General features: G+C 69.8%; 22 protein-coding genes. 17 read left to right on the plus strand and 5 right to left on the minus strand.

Features of this window, described 5'->3' with window-relative positions:
• Nucleotides 1–25: 25 nt before the first annotated feature.
• Nucleotides 26–805, minus strand: a complete 780-nt coding sequence (locus tag ACFUO4_RS44645) for a response regulator transcription factor (RefSeq protein ID WP_079309024.1) — start codon at nucleotides 803–805, stop codon at nucleotides 26–28.
• A 127-nt stretch (nucleotides 806–932) separates the two neighbouring features.
• Between ACFUO4_RS44645 and ACFUO4_RS44650 the strand changes: the two genes are divergently transcribed.
• The 9 genes from ACFUO4_RS44650 (at nucleotide 933) to ACFUO4_RS44690 (ending at nucleotide 6541) form a co-directional block, all read left to right on the plus strand.
• Complete coding sequence (locus ACFUO4_RS44650) at nucleotides 933–1805, plus strand: alpha/beta hydrolase (RefSeq protein ID WP_079309023.1); 873 nt, start codon at nucleotides 933–935, stop codon at nucleotides 1803–1805.
• A gap of 45 nt (nucleotides 1806–1850) precedes the next feature.
• Nucleotides 1851–2105, plus strand: a complete 255-nt coding sequence (locus ACFUO4_RS44655; RefSeq protein WP_079309040.1) for a MoaD/ThiS family protein — start codon at nucleotides 1851–1853, stop codon at nucleotides 2103–2105.
• 3 nt (nucleotides 2106–2108) lie between these two features.
• Nucleotides 2109–3215: a hypothetical protein gene (locus tag ACFUO4_RS44660; protein ID WP_383496783.1), complete on the plus strand. Its 1107-nt coding sequence runs from the start codon at nucleotides 2109–2111 to the stop codon at nucleotides 3213–3215.
• Nucleotides 3216–3486: 271 nt separating this feature from the next.
• Nucleotides 3487–4215, plus strand: coding sequence for a DUF2993 domain-containing protein (locus ACFUO4_RS44665; protein ID WP_383496786.1), 729 nt, complete (start codon nucleotides 3487–3489; stop codon nucleotides 4213–4215).
• A 198-nt stretch (nucleotides 4216–4413) separates the two neighbouring features.
• On the plus strand, nucleotides 4414–4494 hold the full coding sequence (locus ACFUO4_RS44670; protein ID WP_350310325.1) for a putative leader peptide: 81 nt from the start codon (nucleotides 4414–4416) through the stop codon (nucleotides 4492–4494).
• A 127-nt stretch (nucleotides 4495–4621) separates the two neighbouring features.
• Complete coding sequence (locus tag ACFUO4_RS44675) at nucleotides 4622–5461, plus strand: sulfurtransferase (protein WP_383496789.1); 840 nt, start codon at nucleotides 4622–4624, stop codon at nucleotides 5459–5461.
• A 66-nt stretch (nucleotides 5462–5527) separates the two neighbouring features.
• A complete protein-coding gene (locus ACFUO4_RS44680; RefSeq protein WP_007382995.1) occupies nucleotides 5528–5815 on the plus strand; it encodes a DUF1416 domain-containing protein in 288 nt (95 codons plus the stop codon).
• Nucleotides 5816–5889: 74 nt separating this feature from the next.
• Nucleotides 5890–6150: a DUF3099 domain-containing protein gene (locus ACFUO4_RS44685; RefSeq protein WP_383496793.1), complete on the plus strand. Its 261-nt coding sequence runs from the start codon at nucleotides 5890–5892 to the stop codon at nucleotides 6148–6150.
• A gap of 10 nt (nucleotides 6151–6160) precedes the next feature.
• A complete protein-coding gene (locus ACFUO4_RS44690) occupies nucleotides 6161–6541 on the plus strand; it encodes a VOC family protein (RefSeq protein ID WP_383496796.1) in 381 nt (126 codons plus the stop codon).
• Here the strand turns inward: ACFUO4_RS44690 and ACFUO4_RS44695 are convergent.
• Nucleotides 6535–6897, minus strand: a complete 363-nt coding sequence (locus ACFUO4_RS44695) for a DsrE family protein (protein WP_079309019.1) — start codon at nucleotides 6895–6897, stop codon at nucleotides 6535–6537. The two genes, ACFUO4_RS44690 and ACFUO4_RS44695, sit on opposite strands and share 7 nt — an antisense overlap.
• A 142-nt stretch (nucleotides 6898–7039) precedes the next feature.
• Here ACFUO4_RS44695 and ACFUO4_RS44700 point away from each other — a divergent pair, with 142 nt between their 5' ends.
• The 6 genes from ACFUO4_RS44700 to ACFUO4_RS44725 all read left to right on the plus strand — a co-directional run bounded on the left by ACFUO4_RS44700 (nucleotide 7040) and on the right by ACFUO4_RS44725 (nucleotide 11859).
• Nucleotides 7040–7810, plus strand: coding sequence for a hypothetical protein (locus ACFUO4_RS44700; protein WP_383496800.1), 771 nt, complete (start codon nucleotides 7040–7042; stop codon nucleotides 7808–7810).
• The gene (locus ACFUO4_RS44705; RefSeq protein WP_383496803.1) at nucleotides 7807–8694 is read left to right on the plus strand and encodes a hypothetical protein; all 888 of its coding nucleotides are present in this window, start codon (nucleotides 7807–7809) and stop codon (nucleotides 8692–8694) included. The genes ACFUO4_RS44700 and ACFUO4_RS44705 overlap by 4 nt, the downstream gene beginning before the upstream one ends.
• The gene (locus ACFUO4_RS44710; RefSeq protein ID WP_079309016.1) at nucleotides 8691–9587 is read left to right on the plus strand and encodes a hypothetical protein; all 897 of its coding nucleotides are present in this window, start codon (nucleotides 8691–8693) and stop codon (nucleotides 9585–9587) included. The genes ACFUO4_RS44705 and ACFUO4_RS44710 overlap by 4 nt, the downstream gene beginning before the upstream one ends.
• A gap of 241 nt (nucleotides 9588–9828) precedes the next feature.
• On the plus strand, nucleotides 9829–10404 hold the full coding sequence (locus ACFUO4_RS44715; RefSeq protein WP_079309015.1) for an FABP family protein: 576 nt from the start codon (nucleotides 9829–9831) through the stop codon (nucleotides 10402–10404).
• Between the two features lie 32 nt (nucleotides 10405–10436).
• Entirely contained in the window at nucleotides 10437–10883 is a 447-nt protein-coding gene (locus tag ACFUO4_RS44720) for a Fur family transcriptional regulator (RefSeq protein WP_079309014.1), read from the plus strand.
• 10 nt (nucleotides 10884–10893) lie between these two features.
• Nucleotides 10894–11859: a folate-binding protein YgfZ gene (locus ACFUO4_RS44725; RefSeq protein ID WP_079309013.1), complete on the plus strand. Its 966-nt coding sequence runs from the start codon at nucleotides 10894–10896 to the stop codon at nucleotides 11857–11859.
• Between the two features lie 29 nt (nucleotides 11860–11888).
• Here ACFUO4_RS44725 and ACFUO4_RS44730 read toward each other — a convergent pair whose 3' ends face one another.
• Complete coding sequence (locus ACFUO4_RS44730; protein WP_079309012.1) at nucleotides 11889–12110, minus strand: hypothetical protein; 222 nt, start codon at nucleotides 12108–12110, stop codon at nucleotides 11889–11891.
• 479 nt (nucleotides 12111–12589) lie between these two features.
• Nucleotides 12590–13015, minus strand: coding sequence for a D-aminoacyl-tRNA deacylase (gene dtd / locus ACFUO4_RS44735; protein ID WP_383496809.1), 426 nt, complete (start codon nucleotides 13013–13015; stop codon nucleotides 12590–12592).
• Between the two features lie 157 nt (nucleotides 13016–13172).
• Between dtd and ACFUO4_RS44740 the strand changes: the two genes are divergently transcribed.
• Together ACFUO4_RS44740 and ACFUO4_RS44745 are read left to right on the plus strand one after the other, a co-directional pair.
• Nucleotides 13173–13826: an aerial mycelium formation protein gene (locus ACFUO4_RS44740; RefSeq protein WP_383496812.1), complete on the plus strand. Its 654-nt coding sequence runs from the start codon at nucleotides 13173–13175 to the stop codon at nucleotides 13824–13826.
• Between the two features lie 125 nt (nucleotides 13827–13951).
• Nucleotides 13952–15208: a GNAT family N-acetyltransferase gene (locus ACFUO4_RS44745; RefSeq protein WP_383496815.1), complete on the plus strand. Its 1257-nt coding sequence runs from the start codon at nucleotides 13952–13954 to the stop codon at nucleotides 15206–15208.
• A 225-nt stretch (nucleotides 15209–15433) separates the two neighbouring features.
• On the opposite strand, the gene ACFUO4_RS44750 is transcribed toward ACFUO4_RS44745, so the two are convergent.
• Nucleotides 15434–15616, minus strand: a complete 183-nt coding sequence (locus tag ACFUO4_RS44750) for a hypothetical protein (RefSeq protein WP_079309009.1) — start codon at nucleotides 15614–15616, stop codon at nucleotides 15434–15436.
• Between the last annotated feature and the right edge of the window lie 124 nt (nucleotides 15617–15740).

The following is a 15740-nucleotide window of genomic DNA, read 5'->3' on the forward strand; positions in this document are numbered from 1 at the left end:
CGACCCCTGTGCGCGTCGGACCCCGTCAGACCTCGGCGCTGACCTCAGCGGCGTCCAGAGCGGCCGTCTCGTCCGTCTCCTCCGCCTTTGGCCGCTCGCTCCTGGCCTTGGCGTCGTCGGTGGCGCGCTCGCCCTTCTCCGGAGTAACGAATCGATAACCGACGTTCCGGACGGTTCCGATCAGCGACTCGTGCTCGGGGCCGAGCTTGGCGCGCAGACGTCGTACGTGCACGTCCACGGTCCGGGTGCCACCGAAGTAGTCGTAGCCCCAGACCTCCTGGAGCAGCTGGGCGCGCGTGAAGACGCGGCCCGGGTGCTGGGCCAGGTATTTGAGGAGTTCGAACTCCTTGAAGGTCAGGTCCAGGACCCGGCCCTTGAGCTTGGCGGAGTACGTCGCCTCGTCGACCGACAGGTCGCCGTTGCGGATCTCCATCGGGGAGTCGTCGTTGACGATCTGCTGGCGGCCCATCGCGAGCCGCAGCCGTGCCTCGACCTCGGCCGGTCCGGCGGTGTCCAGGAGGACGTCGTCGATGCCCCAGTCGGCGGTGACGGCGGCGAGGCCGCCCTCGGTGACGACGAGGATGAGCGGACAGCCCGGCCCCGTGGAGCGCAGGAGCTGGCACAGGCTGCGGACCTGCGGCAGGTCACGGCGCCCGTCGATCAGGATGATGTCGGCGCCCGGGGTGTCGACGAGGGCGGGGCCCTCCGCCGGAGCCACTCGCACGTTGTGCAGGAGCAGGCCGAGAGCGGGGAGCACCTCCGTCGACGGCTGGAGGGCGTTGGTCAGGAGCAGCAGAGAACTCATACGGCTGGTTCCTCCTCGGTCCCGGCGAGGTCGTAGCTCTCGAATCTTTCGTATACAGACGATCCGAAAGCACAAAAGGACCCGGGGGCTGCATTGCCCGAGTCCTCTGTTCAGGAGAATAGCCCACATGCACATTGATCCGGCAGGTCGTGTGGTGCGATCCACGGCTATTCCGCACTCTGAGACGAACAGAGGCACACCTATACGGACGTTTCTGCACACTGTCGACGGGGTGACGATCGATTCCGTATACGATCCGCCGGCGTCCGTATACGACGCCTCCCCGTCACCTTCCCGTGGTCCCGTGTTCGTCATCGCGCACGGCTTCACCGGCGACGCGGATCGTCCTCATGTTCGCCGGGTGGCGGAGACGTTCGCGCAGTACGGCGGCGTGGTCACGTTCTCCTTCCGCGGCCACGGAGCGTCCGGCGGGGCCTCGACCGTGGGAGACCGCGAGGTGCTGGATCTGGCCGCCGCGGTGCGGTGGGCGCGCTCGCTCGGGCACACGCGCGTGGTGACGGTGGGGTTCTCGATGGGCGGTTCCGTGGTGCTGCGGCACGCGGCGCTGTACCGGGCGGACGAGCCGGGGCGTGAGGGGCGCACGGATGCGCACTCGGACGCGGTGGTTTCGGTGAGTGCACCGGCTCGGTGGTACTACCGGGGAACGGCGCCTATGCGGAAGCTCCACTGGCTGGTAACGCGGCCCGAGGGGCGGCTGGTGGGCCGGTACGGATTCCGTACCCGCATCCACCACAAGGAGTGGGACCCGGTCCCGCTGTCCCCCGTGGAGGCCGTGCCGAAGATCGCCCCCACCCCTCTCCTCATCGTCCACGGCGACCGTGACGGCTACTTCCCGCTCGACCACCCCCGCATGCTCGCCGACGCCGCCCCCGGCCACGCCGAACTCTGGCTGGAGCACGGCATGGGCCACGCCGAGAACGCGGCCCCGGACGAACTGCTGCGACGCATCGGGGCTTGGGCCGTCTCCCAGGAGAGCTAGCCTGACGGTGTTCAACACGGTCGAGTGAGGAAGCAGCGGAAGCAGATGCCAAAGGTCACGGTGCGCTACTGGGCCGCCGCGAAGGCCGCGGCCGGGGTCGCCGAGGAGGCGTTCGACGCCGACACCCTCGCCGAGGCGCTGGACGCTGTGCGTGAGCGACACCCCGGTGAACTCACGCGCGTGCTGCAGCGATGCTCGTTCCTCATCGACGGTGACCCCGTGGGCACCCGCGGGCATGAGACGGTACGGCTGGCCGACGGCGGCACGGTCGAGGTGCTCCCGCCGTTCGCAGGAGGGTGAGCGATGACGAACCAGCCGTACGAGCCGTACGAGGGTCAGCAAGGACAGCAGGGGCAGCAGGGGTACGACCCCTACTGGCAGCAGGCGTACGACGATCCGCACGCCGCCCAGCAGTACACCCAGCAGTGGCAGGGGCAGACCTGGGAGACGCAGATGCAGGCGCCGGTCGCGCAGGCGCCCTCGGAGACGGCCTATCTGCCGCCGCAGGGGTACGACGCCTCGCAGGGGTACGACGCCCCTCAGGGGTACGAGCCGCCGGTGTATCAGCAGCCCGTGTATCAGGAGCCCGCTCCGGCTCCCGAGCCGGTCGCGGCTCCTTCCGGTGACTACGGTCCCGCCACCCTCGGCGGCAACGCCCGTGTCACCGACGCCCAGCGGGCCCGGCTCGAAGGGCGTTCGCCGATCATCGAGCCCGGGATGCAGCCCGCCGCCCTCACGGCGGTGCTGGGACTGCTGCTCTCGGGCGCGGCGGCCGTCGGGTCGTACGCGCTGCTCGTGCCGCTCGTTCTGCTCCAGGCCGTCACCGCCGCCGGCTGGTTCCGGCTGAACGGCATGTGGCCCGCCCGGCAGGGCATCGCGCTGGCGTTCCTCGGGGCGGTCGTCGCGGACGTGGCGCTGCTGGCCGCGGACCGGTCGCCGTCGGCGATCCTCGGCACGCTGGGGGTGTGGGTGCTGCTGTGCCTGGTGCTGCAGCTGCGCTCGCACGCCGACCCCGACGAGCGGATGTACGGCCTGATGGCGACGGTCACCTCGTCGGCGCTGGCGATCGTCGCGGCGGGGTACTTCGCGGCGTCGGCGGACGCGGTGTCGGTGGGCGCGGCGTCGGTCGCGGTGGCGGTGCTGGCGCGGGCGTTGCCGTTGCCGACGCCGGCGTCGGTGGTCGTGTCGCTGCTGGCCGCGGCGGGCGCCGGTATCGCGGTGGGCGGGATGACCGGGCTGGGCACGGAGGGTGCGCTGCTCGGGGCGGGCGCGGGGGTGTGCGCGCTCATCGGCCACCGGGTGGCCAGTTACGACTATCCCTCGCGGTTCGTGCACTTCACGGCGGGCGTCGCACTGCCACTGGCCGCCGCTGCTCCGGCTGTGTATGTGCTGGGGCGGGCGCTCGGGTAGGTCGCGGGCGGTGCGTTGTGGGGCGGGGCCGCGCCGGGGGGTGTCCGTCCTCGGAACGGCGCGGAATCGGTCAGCTATGAAAGGCGCCCGTGTTGACGCGTCAACCGCTGCGGGCGGACACCCCCCGACACGTCCCCTTCCCGCCGTACGCGGCTGCCGGTGCGTGGAGGTGCGCGTCCTGTCACAGGTGATCGACAATCTGGCGGGGGCCTCTGCCTGCGGCGCTACGGTGGCGGAGACGTAGACCGCCTAGTCGGGGGAACACCAAAGAATGCGCGCACTGCGAATACTGCTGATTGTTGTTGTCGTGCTGGGCGGGCTCTTCGTCATCGCCGACCGGGTTGCCGTGCATTTCGCCGAGGGTGAGGTCGCGGACAAGCTGCGGAGCAGTGAGAACCTCGCCAGTACGCCCGATGTGTCGATCAAGGGCTTTCCGTTTCTGACGCAGGTCGCGTCCGGGGAGCTGGACGACGCGGAGGTGGGGATCAAGGACTACGAGGCCGCCGCCGGGACCGGGGGCGAGAAGATCCGGATCGACGACATCAAGGCCGACTTCAAGGACGTCTCGTTCTCCGGGGACTACAGCTCCGCGACCGCCGCCACGGCCACGGGTACGGCGTCCATCTCCTACGACGAGCTGCTCAAGGCCGCCCGGTCGGAGCCGACGGAGATCTTCACCGGCGTGACCGCCGAGGTCGTCGGGCTCTCCGACGGGGGCAACGGGAAGATCAAGGTGAACGTCAAGGTCACCGCCCTGGGCAAGTCGACCACGTATCCCGTGCTCAGCACGGTCACCGTCGACGGCGACACCGTGAAGGTGCACGCCGACAACCTGCCGAACCTGGTCGTCGAGGTCGCCGAGGGCAAGGTGCGGTCGATCACCGACTTCGAGCAGAAGATCGACGATCTGCCCGGCGGTATCCAGCTGGACAAGGTCGAGGCCGCGCAGGACGGGGTGGAGGTCACGGTGAAGGGTTCGAACGTCGAGCTGGCCGGGTAGGACCGCGTTCGGCGGACGGGGAGTGTCCGAGGAGCGAGACGGGTCGTCCGTGGACATGGGTGCGGTGACGGCCGTCAGCGTCCGGAACCCGTGCGAACGCGGGCCGGACGCTGCTCCCTTCCCACATCGCGGACGATCGCGTCTCAAAATACGACACACCGGTGACATGGCTGGTAGTCCGTCCCTACGATCGACGGCATGAAGCGACAGGCGGATCTCACAAAGCGGCGGGCAGTGGACCTGTGCCGCGTTGCCGCCATGCTCTGTCGCACTTTCTGAGCGGAAGCGCCGAGCGCCGTCCGCATCCCCCCGCCCTGACCTTGGGCACCCGTGCGCCGCGGCCCCGTCGGCCCGCGCACCCTCACAGCCGTATGCCCCGCCGTAACTGCCCCGGAGGAGAAAGAGCATGAGCCGCAGCGACGTCCTGGTCGACGCCGACTGGGTCGAGGCCAACCTCGACAACCCGAACATCGCGATCGTGGAGGTGGACGAAGACACGTCCGCCTACGAGAAGAACCACATCCGCAACGCGATCCGCATCGACTGGACGAAGGACCTGCAGGACCCGGTCCGCCGTGACTTCGTCGACCAGGAGGGCTTCGAGAAGCTCCTGTCGGCGAAGGGCATCGCCAACGACACGCTGGTGATCCTCTACGGCGGCAACAACAACTGGTTCGCCTCGTACGCGTACTGGTACTTCAAGCTCTACGGCCACGAGAACGTCAAGCTCCTCGACGGCGGCCGCAAGAAGTGGGAGCTCGACGTCCGCGAGCTGGTCGAGGAGGTGCCCGAGCGCCCGACGACCGAGTACAAGGCCAAGGCCCAGGACACCTCGATCCGTGCCTTCCGTGACGACGTGGTGGCGGCCATCGGTTCGCAGAACCTGGTCGACGTGCGCTCGCCCGACGAGTTCTCCGGCAAGCTGCTCGCCCCGGCCCACCTGCCGCAGGAGCAGTCGCAGCGTCCGGGCCACGTCCCGTCCGCCCGCAACATCCCGTGGTCCAAGAACGCCAACGACGACGGCACCTTCAAGTCGGACGAGGAGCTCAAGGAGCTCTACGCCGAGGAGCAGGTCGACCTGTCCAAGGACACCATCGCCTACTGCCGTATCGGTGAGCGCTCCGCGCTGACCTGGTTCGTCCTGCACGAGCTGCTCGGTGTCGAGAACGTCAAGAACTACGACGGCTCCTGGACCGAGTACGGCAGCCTCGTCGGCGTCCCGATCGAGCTCGGCGCCAACAAGTAAGCAGATCCAAGTCCCACCCCGACCGGCCTTCCTTCCGGTCAGACCCCTCTGAATCTGGAGAAAGACATGTGTGGAGCGAAGGCCGGCGGCCCCGACGCCTCGACGATCAAGCCCGGTGAGACCACCATCCAGGGCCAGGTGACGCGTGACGGCGAGCCTGTGGTGGGCTACGTCCGCCTCCTGGACTCGACCGGCGAGTTCACCGCCGAGGTCCCGACCTCCGCGACGGGCCAGTTCCGCTTCTACGCGGCCGAGGGCACCTGGACCGTCCGCGCGCTGGTGCCGGGCGGCACCGCCGATCGTACCGTCGTCGCCCAGCAGGGCGGCCTCGCCGAGGTCGCGATCGCCGTCTGACGGAGCTGTGTCGCACGAAGGGCCGTACCTCTCCGGGTACGGCCCTTCGTCCTGTCCAGGCCTACCCTGGACACATGCTGGCGCGTCGACGGCACGTTTATTTCGCCATGATGGGCACCTGTGTCGGGCTCTTCGTCCTGGCGTGGGGTGTCGTGCGGCTGTGGTCGGTCCCGGTCGCGGTCGGGATGTGCGTGGTCGCCATGCTGATTCCCCCCGTCGCCGCCATGGTGGCCAACCGGCGCGGGCCCGACGACCGGTGGTGGGACGACCCCTCCGGCGACCCCAAGTCCGACGAGTGGTGGGACGAGCTGGACGGGAAGAGGCGGCGGCAGTAGGAAGGGGCCCATGTCGCCCATGAAGCTGTCGACCGTCGTGCTCGACGCACCGGACGCCCATCGGCTCGCCGACTTCTATCAGCGCCTCCTCGGTTACGTGGTGCGCGAGGAGGAACCCGACTGGCTGGTCATCGGGCCGCCCGGGGGAGGCGTGGGGCTCGCCTTCCAGACCGAACCCGCGTATGTGCCGCCGCTGTGGCCCGAGCGCAAGCCCGGCGAGCAGCAGATGATGCTGCACCTCGACATCGAGGTCGACGATCTGGACGGGGAGACGGCGAGGGCGGTGGCCGAGGGGGCGACGCTCGCCGAGCACCAGCCCCAGGACGACGTACGGGTGCTCCTCGATCCGGCGGGGCATCCGTTCTGCCTGTGGACGCCCGGGTCTCAGTAGACGAGCGCCTGCGTGCCGTCCGCGAGTGCCTCCTGCACGAACACCTGCGCGCCCGCGATCCGTACGCCCTCGATGACGTCCTTCTCCGTGATCTCCCGGCGGGCCGCGCACTGCGTGCACAGGGTCAGTGTGCCGCCGGCCAGGATCGACTCGATCAGGTCGGGGAGGGGGGCCGCATGCGGCAGCTCGAACTCGGCGGCCCGGCCCGGCAGCGCGAACCACGCGGACTCGCCGGTCAGCCACAGGGAGACCTCGACACCACTGGCCACGGCCACCGCCGCCACCGTGAACGCCTGCGAGCAGCGCTCGGGGGCATCGGCCCCCGCCGTCACCTTGATCACGAGCTTCTTCGCCATGGCTGAATCGTAATCAACGCCGCTACAACCCAGGCCGCAGGCCGTGAGTCTCCTGTGCGCACATATGGAATGTGCACTTCACGTTCTGTGGGGGGACGTCTTGGAAGTACCCGAAGTTCAGGAAAACCCGGTACCTGACGAGGTGCCGGAAGCGTCGGAAGCACCGGAAGCGCCGGATGCGTCGGATGCGTCGGAAACGCCCCGTGCGCCGCGCCGGCGCGGGCGCACCACGCTGCTCATCGCCGCAGCCGCCGTGCTCGGTGTCGTCGCCGGCACCTGCACCGGGTTCGTCGTACAGGCGAACCGTGAGCCCACCGCGCTGCCGCCGCTGTCGCAGCCGGTCGTCAAGCAGGCCGAGGGCGAGGTCGAACCGCTGTCGGCCGCGCAGGACCGGCACGTCAAGGTGGACGGCGATCTGCGCAAGCTGCTGCTGAAGCGGCCCAAGGGCGCCCGGGAGCCCAAGTTCGCGGCGGGCGTCGACGGGTGGATGGACATCGCCGAGTACGCGGACCTCTACGAGAAGCCGCAGAACGCCTTCGGCAACCTCGCCACCGACGAGTTCCGCCGGGCCGCCGTCACCGACTGGCTGGTGGGCGGCACGTACAGCGTGGAGATCGTGCTCACGCAGTTCCGCCAGGAGCTGGGGCTGACGGCCGCCGACTACACCGCGAACGAGCAGGGCTTCGCCGGTGACGAGGACGACACCGACAGCTGGGAGATCCCCGGGACCGGTGACGGGTGGGCGTACGTCCACAACCGGCCCGACACGAAGCCCGGCTATCTGCCGCTGTACTCCGCCGAGGCCATGGCCACGCGCGGCGACATCGCCATGACCGTCTGGGTCTACGACACCAAGCCCATTCCCAAGAAGAAGATCATGGACCTGGCCAAGCGGCAGATGGAGCGGCTGTGAGCGAGAACCCCGAGAGCGTCGAAGGCGCGGAGCACCCCGAGGTTCCAGCGGTTCCCGAGAGCGCCGCGCCCGAGAGCGCCGCGCCCGCGAGCGCCGCGCCCGGGAGCGCCGTGCTTGAGAGTCCCGCGCCCGCGAAGAAGAAACGCTTCCCCCGTCGCCGTGTCGCCACCCTCACCGGCGCCGTCCTCCTCCTCGGCGCCGTCGTCGGCGGCACCGGCTACACCGTCGTGACCGTCCAGGACGCCGACCGGGACCCCGGGAAGCCGAGCTGGAAGTTCCCGAAGGCCGCCGCGGACCAGGACGCCCCGAAGGCCAAGGGGCTGCGCGGGATGCTCATGCCGTACGAGGAGAACGGGTTCGCCCAGGGGCCCGACCTCGACGAGTTCGGCGCGGACGCGGAGCTCAGCGGCCGGCAGGCCACCGCCCTGCGCAAGGAGTCGCTCAAGGGCCTCCCGCCCGCCGACCGGCGGAAGCTGGAGAAGCAGCTCGACCGGCAGCACATCAAGGGCGTCGTCATGCGCAGCTACCTCAACAACGACAGGTACGCGGCCTACGCCGACAAGGTGTCCGCCGTCAGCGTCACCCTGACGCAGATGGAGAGCCAGGCCGCCGTGCGGAACAGCTCGACGTCCGAGATCGAGTTCTTCGAGGCCCTCGGCATCATGCGCAAGGGCCCGAAGATCGACGGCCACAAGAACGCCACGTGCTTCCTGTCGCCCAAGGACAAGGACGAGAAGATCGACTGGATGTTCTGCTCCGCCTATGTGGGCGACGTCCTGGTCGCCGTCAACGCGTCCGGGGTCGCCCCCCTGGACAAGGAGGGGATCTCCACCTTCCTCGCCGCCCAGCTCGACCGCATCGACGACCCGGGGAAGGCCGTATGACCACCGAGCAGCAGCCCGAGACGACGGCACCCGTGGCCGAGGCGCCGCCGATGCCCGAGGCGCCGCCGACGGTGTCCGCGGAGCCGCCGACGGTGCCCGGGGAGCCGGTCGCCGTCGCCGTCGTCAAGAAGGACCGCCGGGTCCTGCGCGCCGTCCTGCGCTGGACCGCCGCCGTCGTGGTGTTCGCCGCCGCGGGAGCGGGGACGGCGTACGGGATCACGCGGATGGAGCGGACGGACGTACCGGGACTCGCGACCGAGTCGGACGGGCGCTGGGAGTACCCGGCGATCGTCAAGCCGCCGCTGCCCGCCGGCAGCCCCGCGCCCTTCGACAAGGCGAACACCGCCAACTCCCACTACGCCGACCTGCGCGAGCTGCTCCTGCCCGCGCCCGAGGGCGTGAAGGCCGACAAGGCGCTCGACGGCCAGGACGGCTGGCTGGCGAAGAAGGACTTCCTCGCGGTCTACGAGGACAAGGACGACCGGGACGCCATCGACCAGCTCCTGACCGACCAGGGGCTGCGGCACGTCGCCGCCCGCGGCTGGACCGCGGCGGACGGCACGCACACCCGAATCTACCTGCTGCAGTTCGAGACGGCGCGGGTCGTCGACTCCCTCCAGGAGAACAACTTCACCGGCTACGACGCCCCGCAGTTCGCCCTGAAGGGCGCCTCCGAGGTGCACATCGACGAGAAGTTCCCGGAGAAGGCCGACGTGGAGAACGTACGGCACTACGCGTACGGCGAGGCCGAGCCGTACGGGGCGGAGCACGTGCGGGAGGCGTATCTGGTCTCCGGCGACGTCCTGGGGCTGGTCGTGCAGTCGAAGAAGGGCGGGGCGGCGGCCGTGCCGTTCCAGCAGACGGTGGTGCTGCAGAGCCAGCTGCTGGGCTGAGATCCGGGTCCCGCGGGCGCTGAGGCGTACCTCGCAGAGAAGGGCGGGCCCCGGCCGACTAAGCTGGGGCCCGGCTCTAGTACCGCCCATAACCGCTCAGCAAGGAGCACCCCGTGCTTGAGGCATTCTTCGAAGCCCTGCTCGTCCTGGTCTGCGTCGGCACCCTCGCCTTCGCCGGGCTGACGGTGAAGAAGCTGTACCAGGGCCAGCGCTGACCCGACACCAGGAACTGTAGAAGCTCATGATCGAGATCCCGTCCGACCTTCACAAGGACCTCGTCCCCCTCGTCTTCCTGCTCGGCAACTGGGCAGGCGCGGGTGTGCACGACTTCCCCGGCTCCGAGAAGTGCAACTTCGGGCAGGAGGTCACCTTCAGCCACGACGGCCGTGACTTCCTGGAGTACCAGTCCCACACCTGGGTCCTGGACAACGACGGGAACAAGGTCCGTCCGCTGGAGTCCGAGCACGGCTTCTGGCGCGTCGACGCCGACCGCAAGGTCGAGATCACGATGGTCCGCGACGACGGTGTCGTCGAGATCTGGTACGGCGAGCTGGCCAAGCAGAAGCCGCAGATCGACCTGGTGACGGACGCGGTCGCGCGCACGGCGGCCTCTGGCCCGTACAGCGGCGGCAAGCGCCTGTACGGCTACGTCAACAGCGACCTGATGTGGGTCGGCGAGAAGCAGACCCCCGAGGTCGAGCTGCGCCCCTACATGTCGGCGCACCTGAAGAAGGTCGTCACCCCGGAGGATGTCGAGCGCTGGGCGAAGGCCCTGCCGGATGACATGCCCGACGACGGCATCGCCTTCTTCAAGTAAGCCTCCGCTGAAGTAGTCATACACTCGTCGGTGTGGTGAGCACCGACTGGAAGAGCGACCTCAGGCAGCGCGGCTACCGGCTGACGCCGCAGCGGCAACTCGTGCTCGAAGCCGTGGACACCCTGGAGCACGCGACCCCCGACGACATCCTCACGGAAGTGAAGAAGACCGCGTCGGGGGTCAACATTTCCACGGTCTACCGGACCCTGGAGCTCCTGGAGGAGCTGGGCCTGGTCAGCCACGCGCACCTCGGGCACGGCGCGCCGACGTACCACCTGGCCGACCGCCATCACCACATCCACCTGGTCTGCCGCGACTGCCAGAACGTCATCGAGGCGGACATCGAGGTGGCGGCGGAGTTCACCGCGAAGCTGCGCTCGACCTTCGGCTTCGAGACGGACATGAAGCACTTCGCGATCTTCGGCCGCTGCAAGGACTGCTCCGCAAAGGCCCTCAAGGCTTCAACTACCGAGTCGTAGGCTTGTGCATATGAAGAGCCCTCTGCTGTCCCTGCCCGGCGCCGTCCCCGGCGAAGGCGTGGACGAAGACGTCGCCGCCCACTACGGCGACCTGTTCCGCGAGCAGCGTGCCCTCGCCGAGGGCACCGGATTCGTCGACCTCTCGCACCGCGGGGTCATCGCCGTCACCGGCGAGGACCGGCTGAGCTGGCTGCATCTGCTGCTCACCCAGCACGTCAGCGAGCTGCCGGCGGGCGAGGCCACCGAGGCGCTGATCCTCTCCGCGAACGGCCACATCGAGCACGCCCTGTACCTCGTCGACGACGGCACCACGGTCTGGGCCCACGTCGAGCCCGGCACCCAGGAGGCGCTGCTGGCGTACCTGGAGTCGATGAAGTTCTTCTACCGCGTCGAGGTCACGGACCGCACCGCGGACATCGCGGTCGTCCACCTCCCGGCCGGCTCGATCGCCGACGTCCCCGAGGGCGTGGTGGTCCGCGAGACGGCGTACGGCCGCGACCTGTTCCTCCCCCGCGAGGACCTGGAGTCGTACGCCGAGAAAACCGGCCCCGCGGCCGGCCTCCTCGCCTACGAGGCCCTGCGTGTCGAACAGCACCGCCCCCGCCTCGGCTTCGAGACCGACCACCGCACCATCCCGCACGAACTGGGCTGGATCGGCACCGCGGTCCACCTCCAGAAGGGCTGCTACCGCGGCCAGGAGACGGTCGCCCGCGTCCAGAACCTCGGCAAGCCCCCGCGCCGCCTGGTCTTCCTGCACCTGGACGGCAGCGAGGTCCACCTCCCACCCGCCGGCACGGACCTCCGCCTCGCCTCCGACGGCCCGGACGGCCGCAAGATCGGCTTCATCACGACCTCGGTACGCCACCACGAACTCGGCCCGGTCGCCCTGGCGCTGGTGAAGCGGAACGTGTCGGTGGACGCGCCGCTGGTGGCGGGGGAGACGGCGGCGGCACAGGAGGTCGTGGTCGAGCCGTAGGCGGGACGCGTGGAGCCGGCGGCATGGGTTCAGCGCGGCACGGCGATCTTCGCCGCGAGCGTGAAGCCGCCGCCGGTGATCGTCACGGCGCTGCCCAGACCCTCCAGCACCCCCGGCGTCAGCATCAGCACCGTGATGCCGGCGGCCAGCGCCGCAACCGCGATGATCACCGCCGTGATCGCGTTCGACATCGGGATCCGTGCGATGCCGGTGCCGCCCGGGTCCTGTCCTGTGGGCGGGTGGTGTTCCATGCCGCTTCTCCCTTCGTCGAGCACGTCAGCCCAGGTGATTGACGGACCACGGACGACGCGGTGACAGCCGCATATTCCGTGATGTTCCGTGCTCCGAGAGATTCCCAGCGGCCGGGTAGGCCAACACACCCCAGATATACGGGATTTGGGACAGGAAGGCGCAGGGGGCGCGGCTCCTGCGCATGCGGTAGGGAAAGTACGACGGGGACCCCGCCGAGGTCTTCGCCCCGGCGGGGTCCACCGCTGTCGAGGGGGCCCGCTGTCACGAGCCCCGCGAGTCGGTTTCCGCTGCCCCGAGAACCAGGCTCACCTGGGCTGACAGGGAGAAGGGCATCTGGGTGGCTGAACGGTCACACAGCCCAATTGGACTGCCAACTCTCCCAAGTTGTGCCCACCTGGCACCTCCTCGTAAACAACGAACAGGCACCTTCCCTTCAACCCGGCAGCGGCAGTCAGACGGTGCTGGACTGGTTGGCGGCTCACATCTCCAGCAGGACCGTGAACGGGCCGTCGTTGGTCAGGGTGACTCTCATCTGGGCGCCGAAGCGGCCCGTCGCCACCGTGGCGCCGAGGGTGCGGAGTTGGGCGACGACCTCTTCCACCAGGGGCTCGGCGATGTCGCCGGGGGCGGCGGCGTTCCAGGTGGGGCGGCGGCCCTTGCGTGCGTCGCCGTAGAGCGTGAACTGGCTGATGACGAGGAGCGGGGCGTCGATGTCGCTGCAGGACTTCTCGTCGTGCAGCATGCGGATCGACCAGAGTTTGCGGGCGAGTTGGGCCGCCTTCTCCTTGGTGTCCTCGTGCGTCACCCCGACGAGGACACAGAGCCCTTCACCGGCGATCTCCCCGACCGTCTCGCCGTCGACCACGACACTCGCGCCGTCGACCCGCTGTACCACTGCACGCATGGCCCCATGATGCCGTGCGCGGAAAGGACGACGGACCGGGGGCTTCTTAATGATCCTTACCCCCCAATCTGGGCCGTTCGGGGGCACTCGGTCACATAGCGGCCACTTGGGGTGGCACGATGCTCACACACGCCGGTCGAGGGGACGGTAGAGGCACATGAGCACACCGAGTACCGAGCAGCCGCAGCCGCCCGGGTCCGCGTTCCGGCCGCCCACGCAGCGGACGGACGGGCCGGCACCGGCACCGGCACAAGGACCAGCACCGGCACCGGCACCGGCACCGCTGTCCGCGTCCCGGCTGCCCGGGGACCGCCTGGCCGCGGACCCGCCCGAGCCCGACCTGGCCGTCCTGAGCCTGCCCGAGCTGCGCACGGTGCGCCGGGACGCCCAGCGCGACGAGGCGGACCTCAGCTACGTACGGCGCCTGCTGCAGGGCCGGATCGACATCCTGCGTGCGGAGCTGGCCCGCAGGTCGCCCGCGGGGGAGCGCTCGGTGGTCGAGCGCCTCCCGGAGATCCTGACCGACGCCCCGGCCCGCCAGCGCTCCTCCGCCCGCCACGTCACCCTGGGCACCCCGCACAACGAGGAGTACCGCCGCCTGGCCGCCGACATGCTCGCCGAGGTCGAACTGTCCGACCTCGCGGCCCGCACGGACGCCGAGCTGAACGCCGCGATGGGCCGCCTCGTCCGCTACGAGCAGCAGGTCTCCCGCCGCCGCCAGCGCCTTCAGCACACGACGGACGAGTGCAGCGGGGAGATCGCGCGCCGGTACCGGGAGGGGGAGGCTCAGGTGGATGACCTGCTGATGTGAAGGCCCCGGGGTTCCCCCCGCTCGAGCGAAGCCGAGAGTGGGGGAGGGACGGGCAGGGGCGGGTAGGGGCGGCGGGAGCGAAAACTTGTTGTGACCTGCACCCATCACCCCCCTACCGTGACCCCATGACCACCCGCCCCGCCATCGACGTCCGCCCCATCACCGAGGCCGACATCCCCGACTGGATCCGCGCCCTCCACACCGGCTTCCTCCGCAGCCCGACCCCCACCCAGGAGGAGATCGACTCCCGCGCCGGCTACCTCCTCGCCCACCGCACCCAGGGCGCCTTCGACGCGGGCCGCTGCGTGGCGACGTACCGCTCCTTCGACCAGGAGCTCACCGTCCCCGGCGGCCACCAGGTCCCCGCCGACGCCATCTCGAACGTCGCCGTCACCGCCACCCACCGCCGCCGCGGCCTCCTGACCCGCATGATGAACCAGGACCTCACCGCCGCGAAGGAGCGCGGAGACGTCGCCGCCACCCTCATCGCCGCCGAGTACCAGATCTACGGCCGCTACGGCTTCGGCCCCGCCACCTCGATGACCGAGTGGACGGTCGACGTCCTGCGCACCGGCCTCGACCCCCGATGGTCCGCCCCGGACGACGGCGGCCGTATCGACCTCGTCGACGGCGAGGACGTCCGCAAGCTCGGCCCCGACCTGCACGACCGCCTGCGCCGCGCCCAGCCCGGCGCGGTCAGCCGCGACGACCGCTGGTGGCAGGTCAACACGGGCGTCGTCCACCTGGACCGCACCCCCTGGACCGAGCCCTTCTACGCCCTGTACCGCTCCCCGTCCGGCGAGCCCCAGGGCCTGGTGTCGTACGTCTGCGACGACACCTGGCACGACAAGCAGCCGCACGACACGGCCCAGGTGAAGTGGCTGATCGCGACGACCCCCGCCGCCGAGCGCGCCCTGTGGCACTACCTCTGCTCCATCGACTGGGTCACCCAGGTGAAGACCGGCTGGCGCGCCCCCGACGACCTGCTCCCCCTCCACCTCCCCAACCCGCGCGCCGCGAAGGCCACCACATCGCAGGCGGACTGGTTGTGGGTTCGGCTGCTGGACGTCGTACGGGCTCTGGAGGCGCGTGCGTACGACGGCGAGGGCGCCCTGGTCCTGGAGGTGGCCGACGCGGCCGGGCTGGCCGGCGGGCGTTACCGGCTGGAGGCGGCGGCGGGCGGCGCGTCCTGCGCGCCGACCGGCGCGAGCCCCGAACTCACCCTGGACATCGCCGACTTGGCGGCCCTGTGGCTGGGCGACGAGTCCGCCGTACGGCTGGCCGCGCTCGGCCGGGTCCGGGAAGAACGAGCGGGCGCCGCCCAAGTGGCCGACGCCCTGCTGCGTACGTCCAGGCGACCGTGGTGCCCGGACATGTTCTGAACGCTCCTTCCGATGGGCGACGAGGACGAATCCGTAGCTGTGCGTATTCCGTTGTGACTGTTCACTGGTGCCTGTTCAGTTGTGGCTGTGCTTCAAACGCTGCCGCTGTTCGGTTGTCGGTGTTCAGTTGTGACTGTGCTGTCTTCTGCTGACCGATCAGGCTCCCGGCTCCCCTCCGGAAGGGAGCCCGATCGGCCGGACTGACCTCGGACGTGGGCGGTCCGGTCAGCCGGACTGGGCGAGCAGCATCACGAGGATCGCCGCTCCTAGGCCGCCGACCATGGTGTTCTTGGCCTTGACGCCGACCGTGAGCAGGAGGAAGGCGATGATGCCCATCGGCCCCCACTTCCACTGGACGAGCTGCTCGAATCCGAGGGCGATGGCGGCGACTGCGATGGCGAACGGCATGACGATCCCCCCTGGGCGAAGCATGGTTCGTGCTCGGCCTGCTGGCGCCAACCTCCTTGAAGCTTGACCATGTTCTGCAAGTTGGCGACCAACTTCACTGTAGTTATGCCGCTTGGAAGCGTCT

Origin of the sequence: Streptomyces sp. NPDC057280, from assembly GCF_042668605.1 — a bacterium.
Taxonomy (GTDB): domain Bacteria; phylum Actinomycetota; class Actinomycetes; order Streptomycetales; family Streptomycetaceae; genus Streptomyces.

Coding starts and splice junctions, on each gene's coding strand:
- ACFUO4_RS44680 (WP_007382995.1), top strand. CDS start 5,528: ATGTGTGGAGCGAAGGCCGGCGGCCCCGACGCCTCGACGATCAAGCCC.
- dtd (WP_383496809.1), bottom strand. CDS start 13,015: ATGCGTGCAGTGGTACAGCGGGTCGACGGCGCGAGTGTCGTGGTCGAC.
- ACFUO4_RS44675 (WP_383496789.1), top strand. CDS start 4,622: ATGAGCCGCAGCGACGTCCTGGTCGACGCCGACTGGGTCGAGGCCAAC.
- ACFUO4_RS44710 (WP_079309016.1), top strand. CDS start 8,691: ATGACCACCGAGCAGCAGCCCGAGACGACGGCACCCGTGGCCGAGGCG.
- ACFUO4_RS44650 (WP_079309023.1), top strand. CDS start 933: ATGCACATTGATCCGGCAGGTCGTGTGGTGCGATCCACGGCTATTCCG.
- ACFUO4_RS44645 (WP_079309024.1), bottom strand. CDS start 805: ATGAGTTCTCTGCTGCTCCTGACCAACGCCCTCCAGCCGTCGACGGAG.
- ACFUO4_RS44750 (WP_079309009.1), bottom strand. CDS start 15,616: ATGCCGTTCGCCATCGCAGTCGCCGCCATCGCCCTCGGATTCGAGCAG.
- ACFUO4_RS44730 (WP_079309012.1), bottom strand. CDS start 12,110: ATGGAACACCACCCGCCCACAGGACAGGACCCGGGCGGCACCGGCATC.
- ACFUO4_RS44715 (WP_079309015.1), top strand. CDS start 9,829: ATGATCGAGATCCCGTCCGACCTTCACAAGGACCTCGTCCCCCTCGTC.
- ACFUO4_RS44695 (WP_079309019.1), bottom strand. CDS start 6,897: ATGGCGAAGAAGCTCGTGATCAAGGTGACGGCGGGGGCCGATGCCCCC.
- ACFUO4_RS44745 (WP_383496815.1), top strand. CDS start 13,952: ATGACCACCCGCCCCGCCATCGACGTCCGCCCCATCACCGAGGCCGAC.
- ACFUO4_RS44655 (WP_079309040.1), top strand. CDS start 1,851: ATGCCAAAGGTCACGGTGCGCTACTGGGCCGCCGCGAAGGCCGCGGCC.
- ACFUO4_RS44690 (WP_383496796.1), top strand. CDS start 6,161: ATGTCGCCCATGAAGCTGTCGACCGTCGTGCTCGACGCACCGGACGCC.
- ACFUO4_RS44740 (WP_383496812.1), top strand. CDS start 13,173: ATGAGCACACCGAGTACCGAGCAGCCGCAGCCGCCCGGGTCCGCGTTC.
- ACFUO4_RS44725 (WP_079309013.1), top strand. CDS start 10,894: ATGAAGAGCCCTCTGCTGTCCCTGCCCGGCGCCGTCCCCGGCGAAGGC.
- ACFUO4_RS44660 (WP_383496783.1), top strand. CDS start 2,109: ATGACGAACCAGCCGTACGAGCCGTACGAGGGTCAGCAAGGACAGCAG.
- ACFUO4_RS44670 (WP_350310325.1), top strand. CDS start 4,414: ATGAAGCGACAGGCGGATCTCACAAAGCGGCGGGCAGTGGACCTGTGC.
- ACFUO4_RS44665 (WP_383496786.1), top strand. CDS start 3,487: ATGCGCGCACTGCGAATACTGCTGATTGTTGTTGTCGTGCTGGGCGGG.
- ACFUO4_RS44685 (WP_383496793.1), top strand. CDS start 5,890: ATGCTGGCGCGTCGACGGCACGTTTATTTCGCCATGATGGGCACCTGT.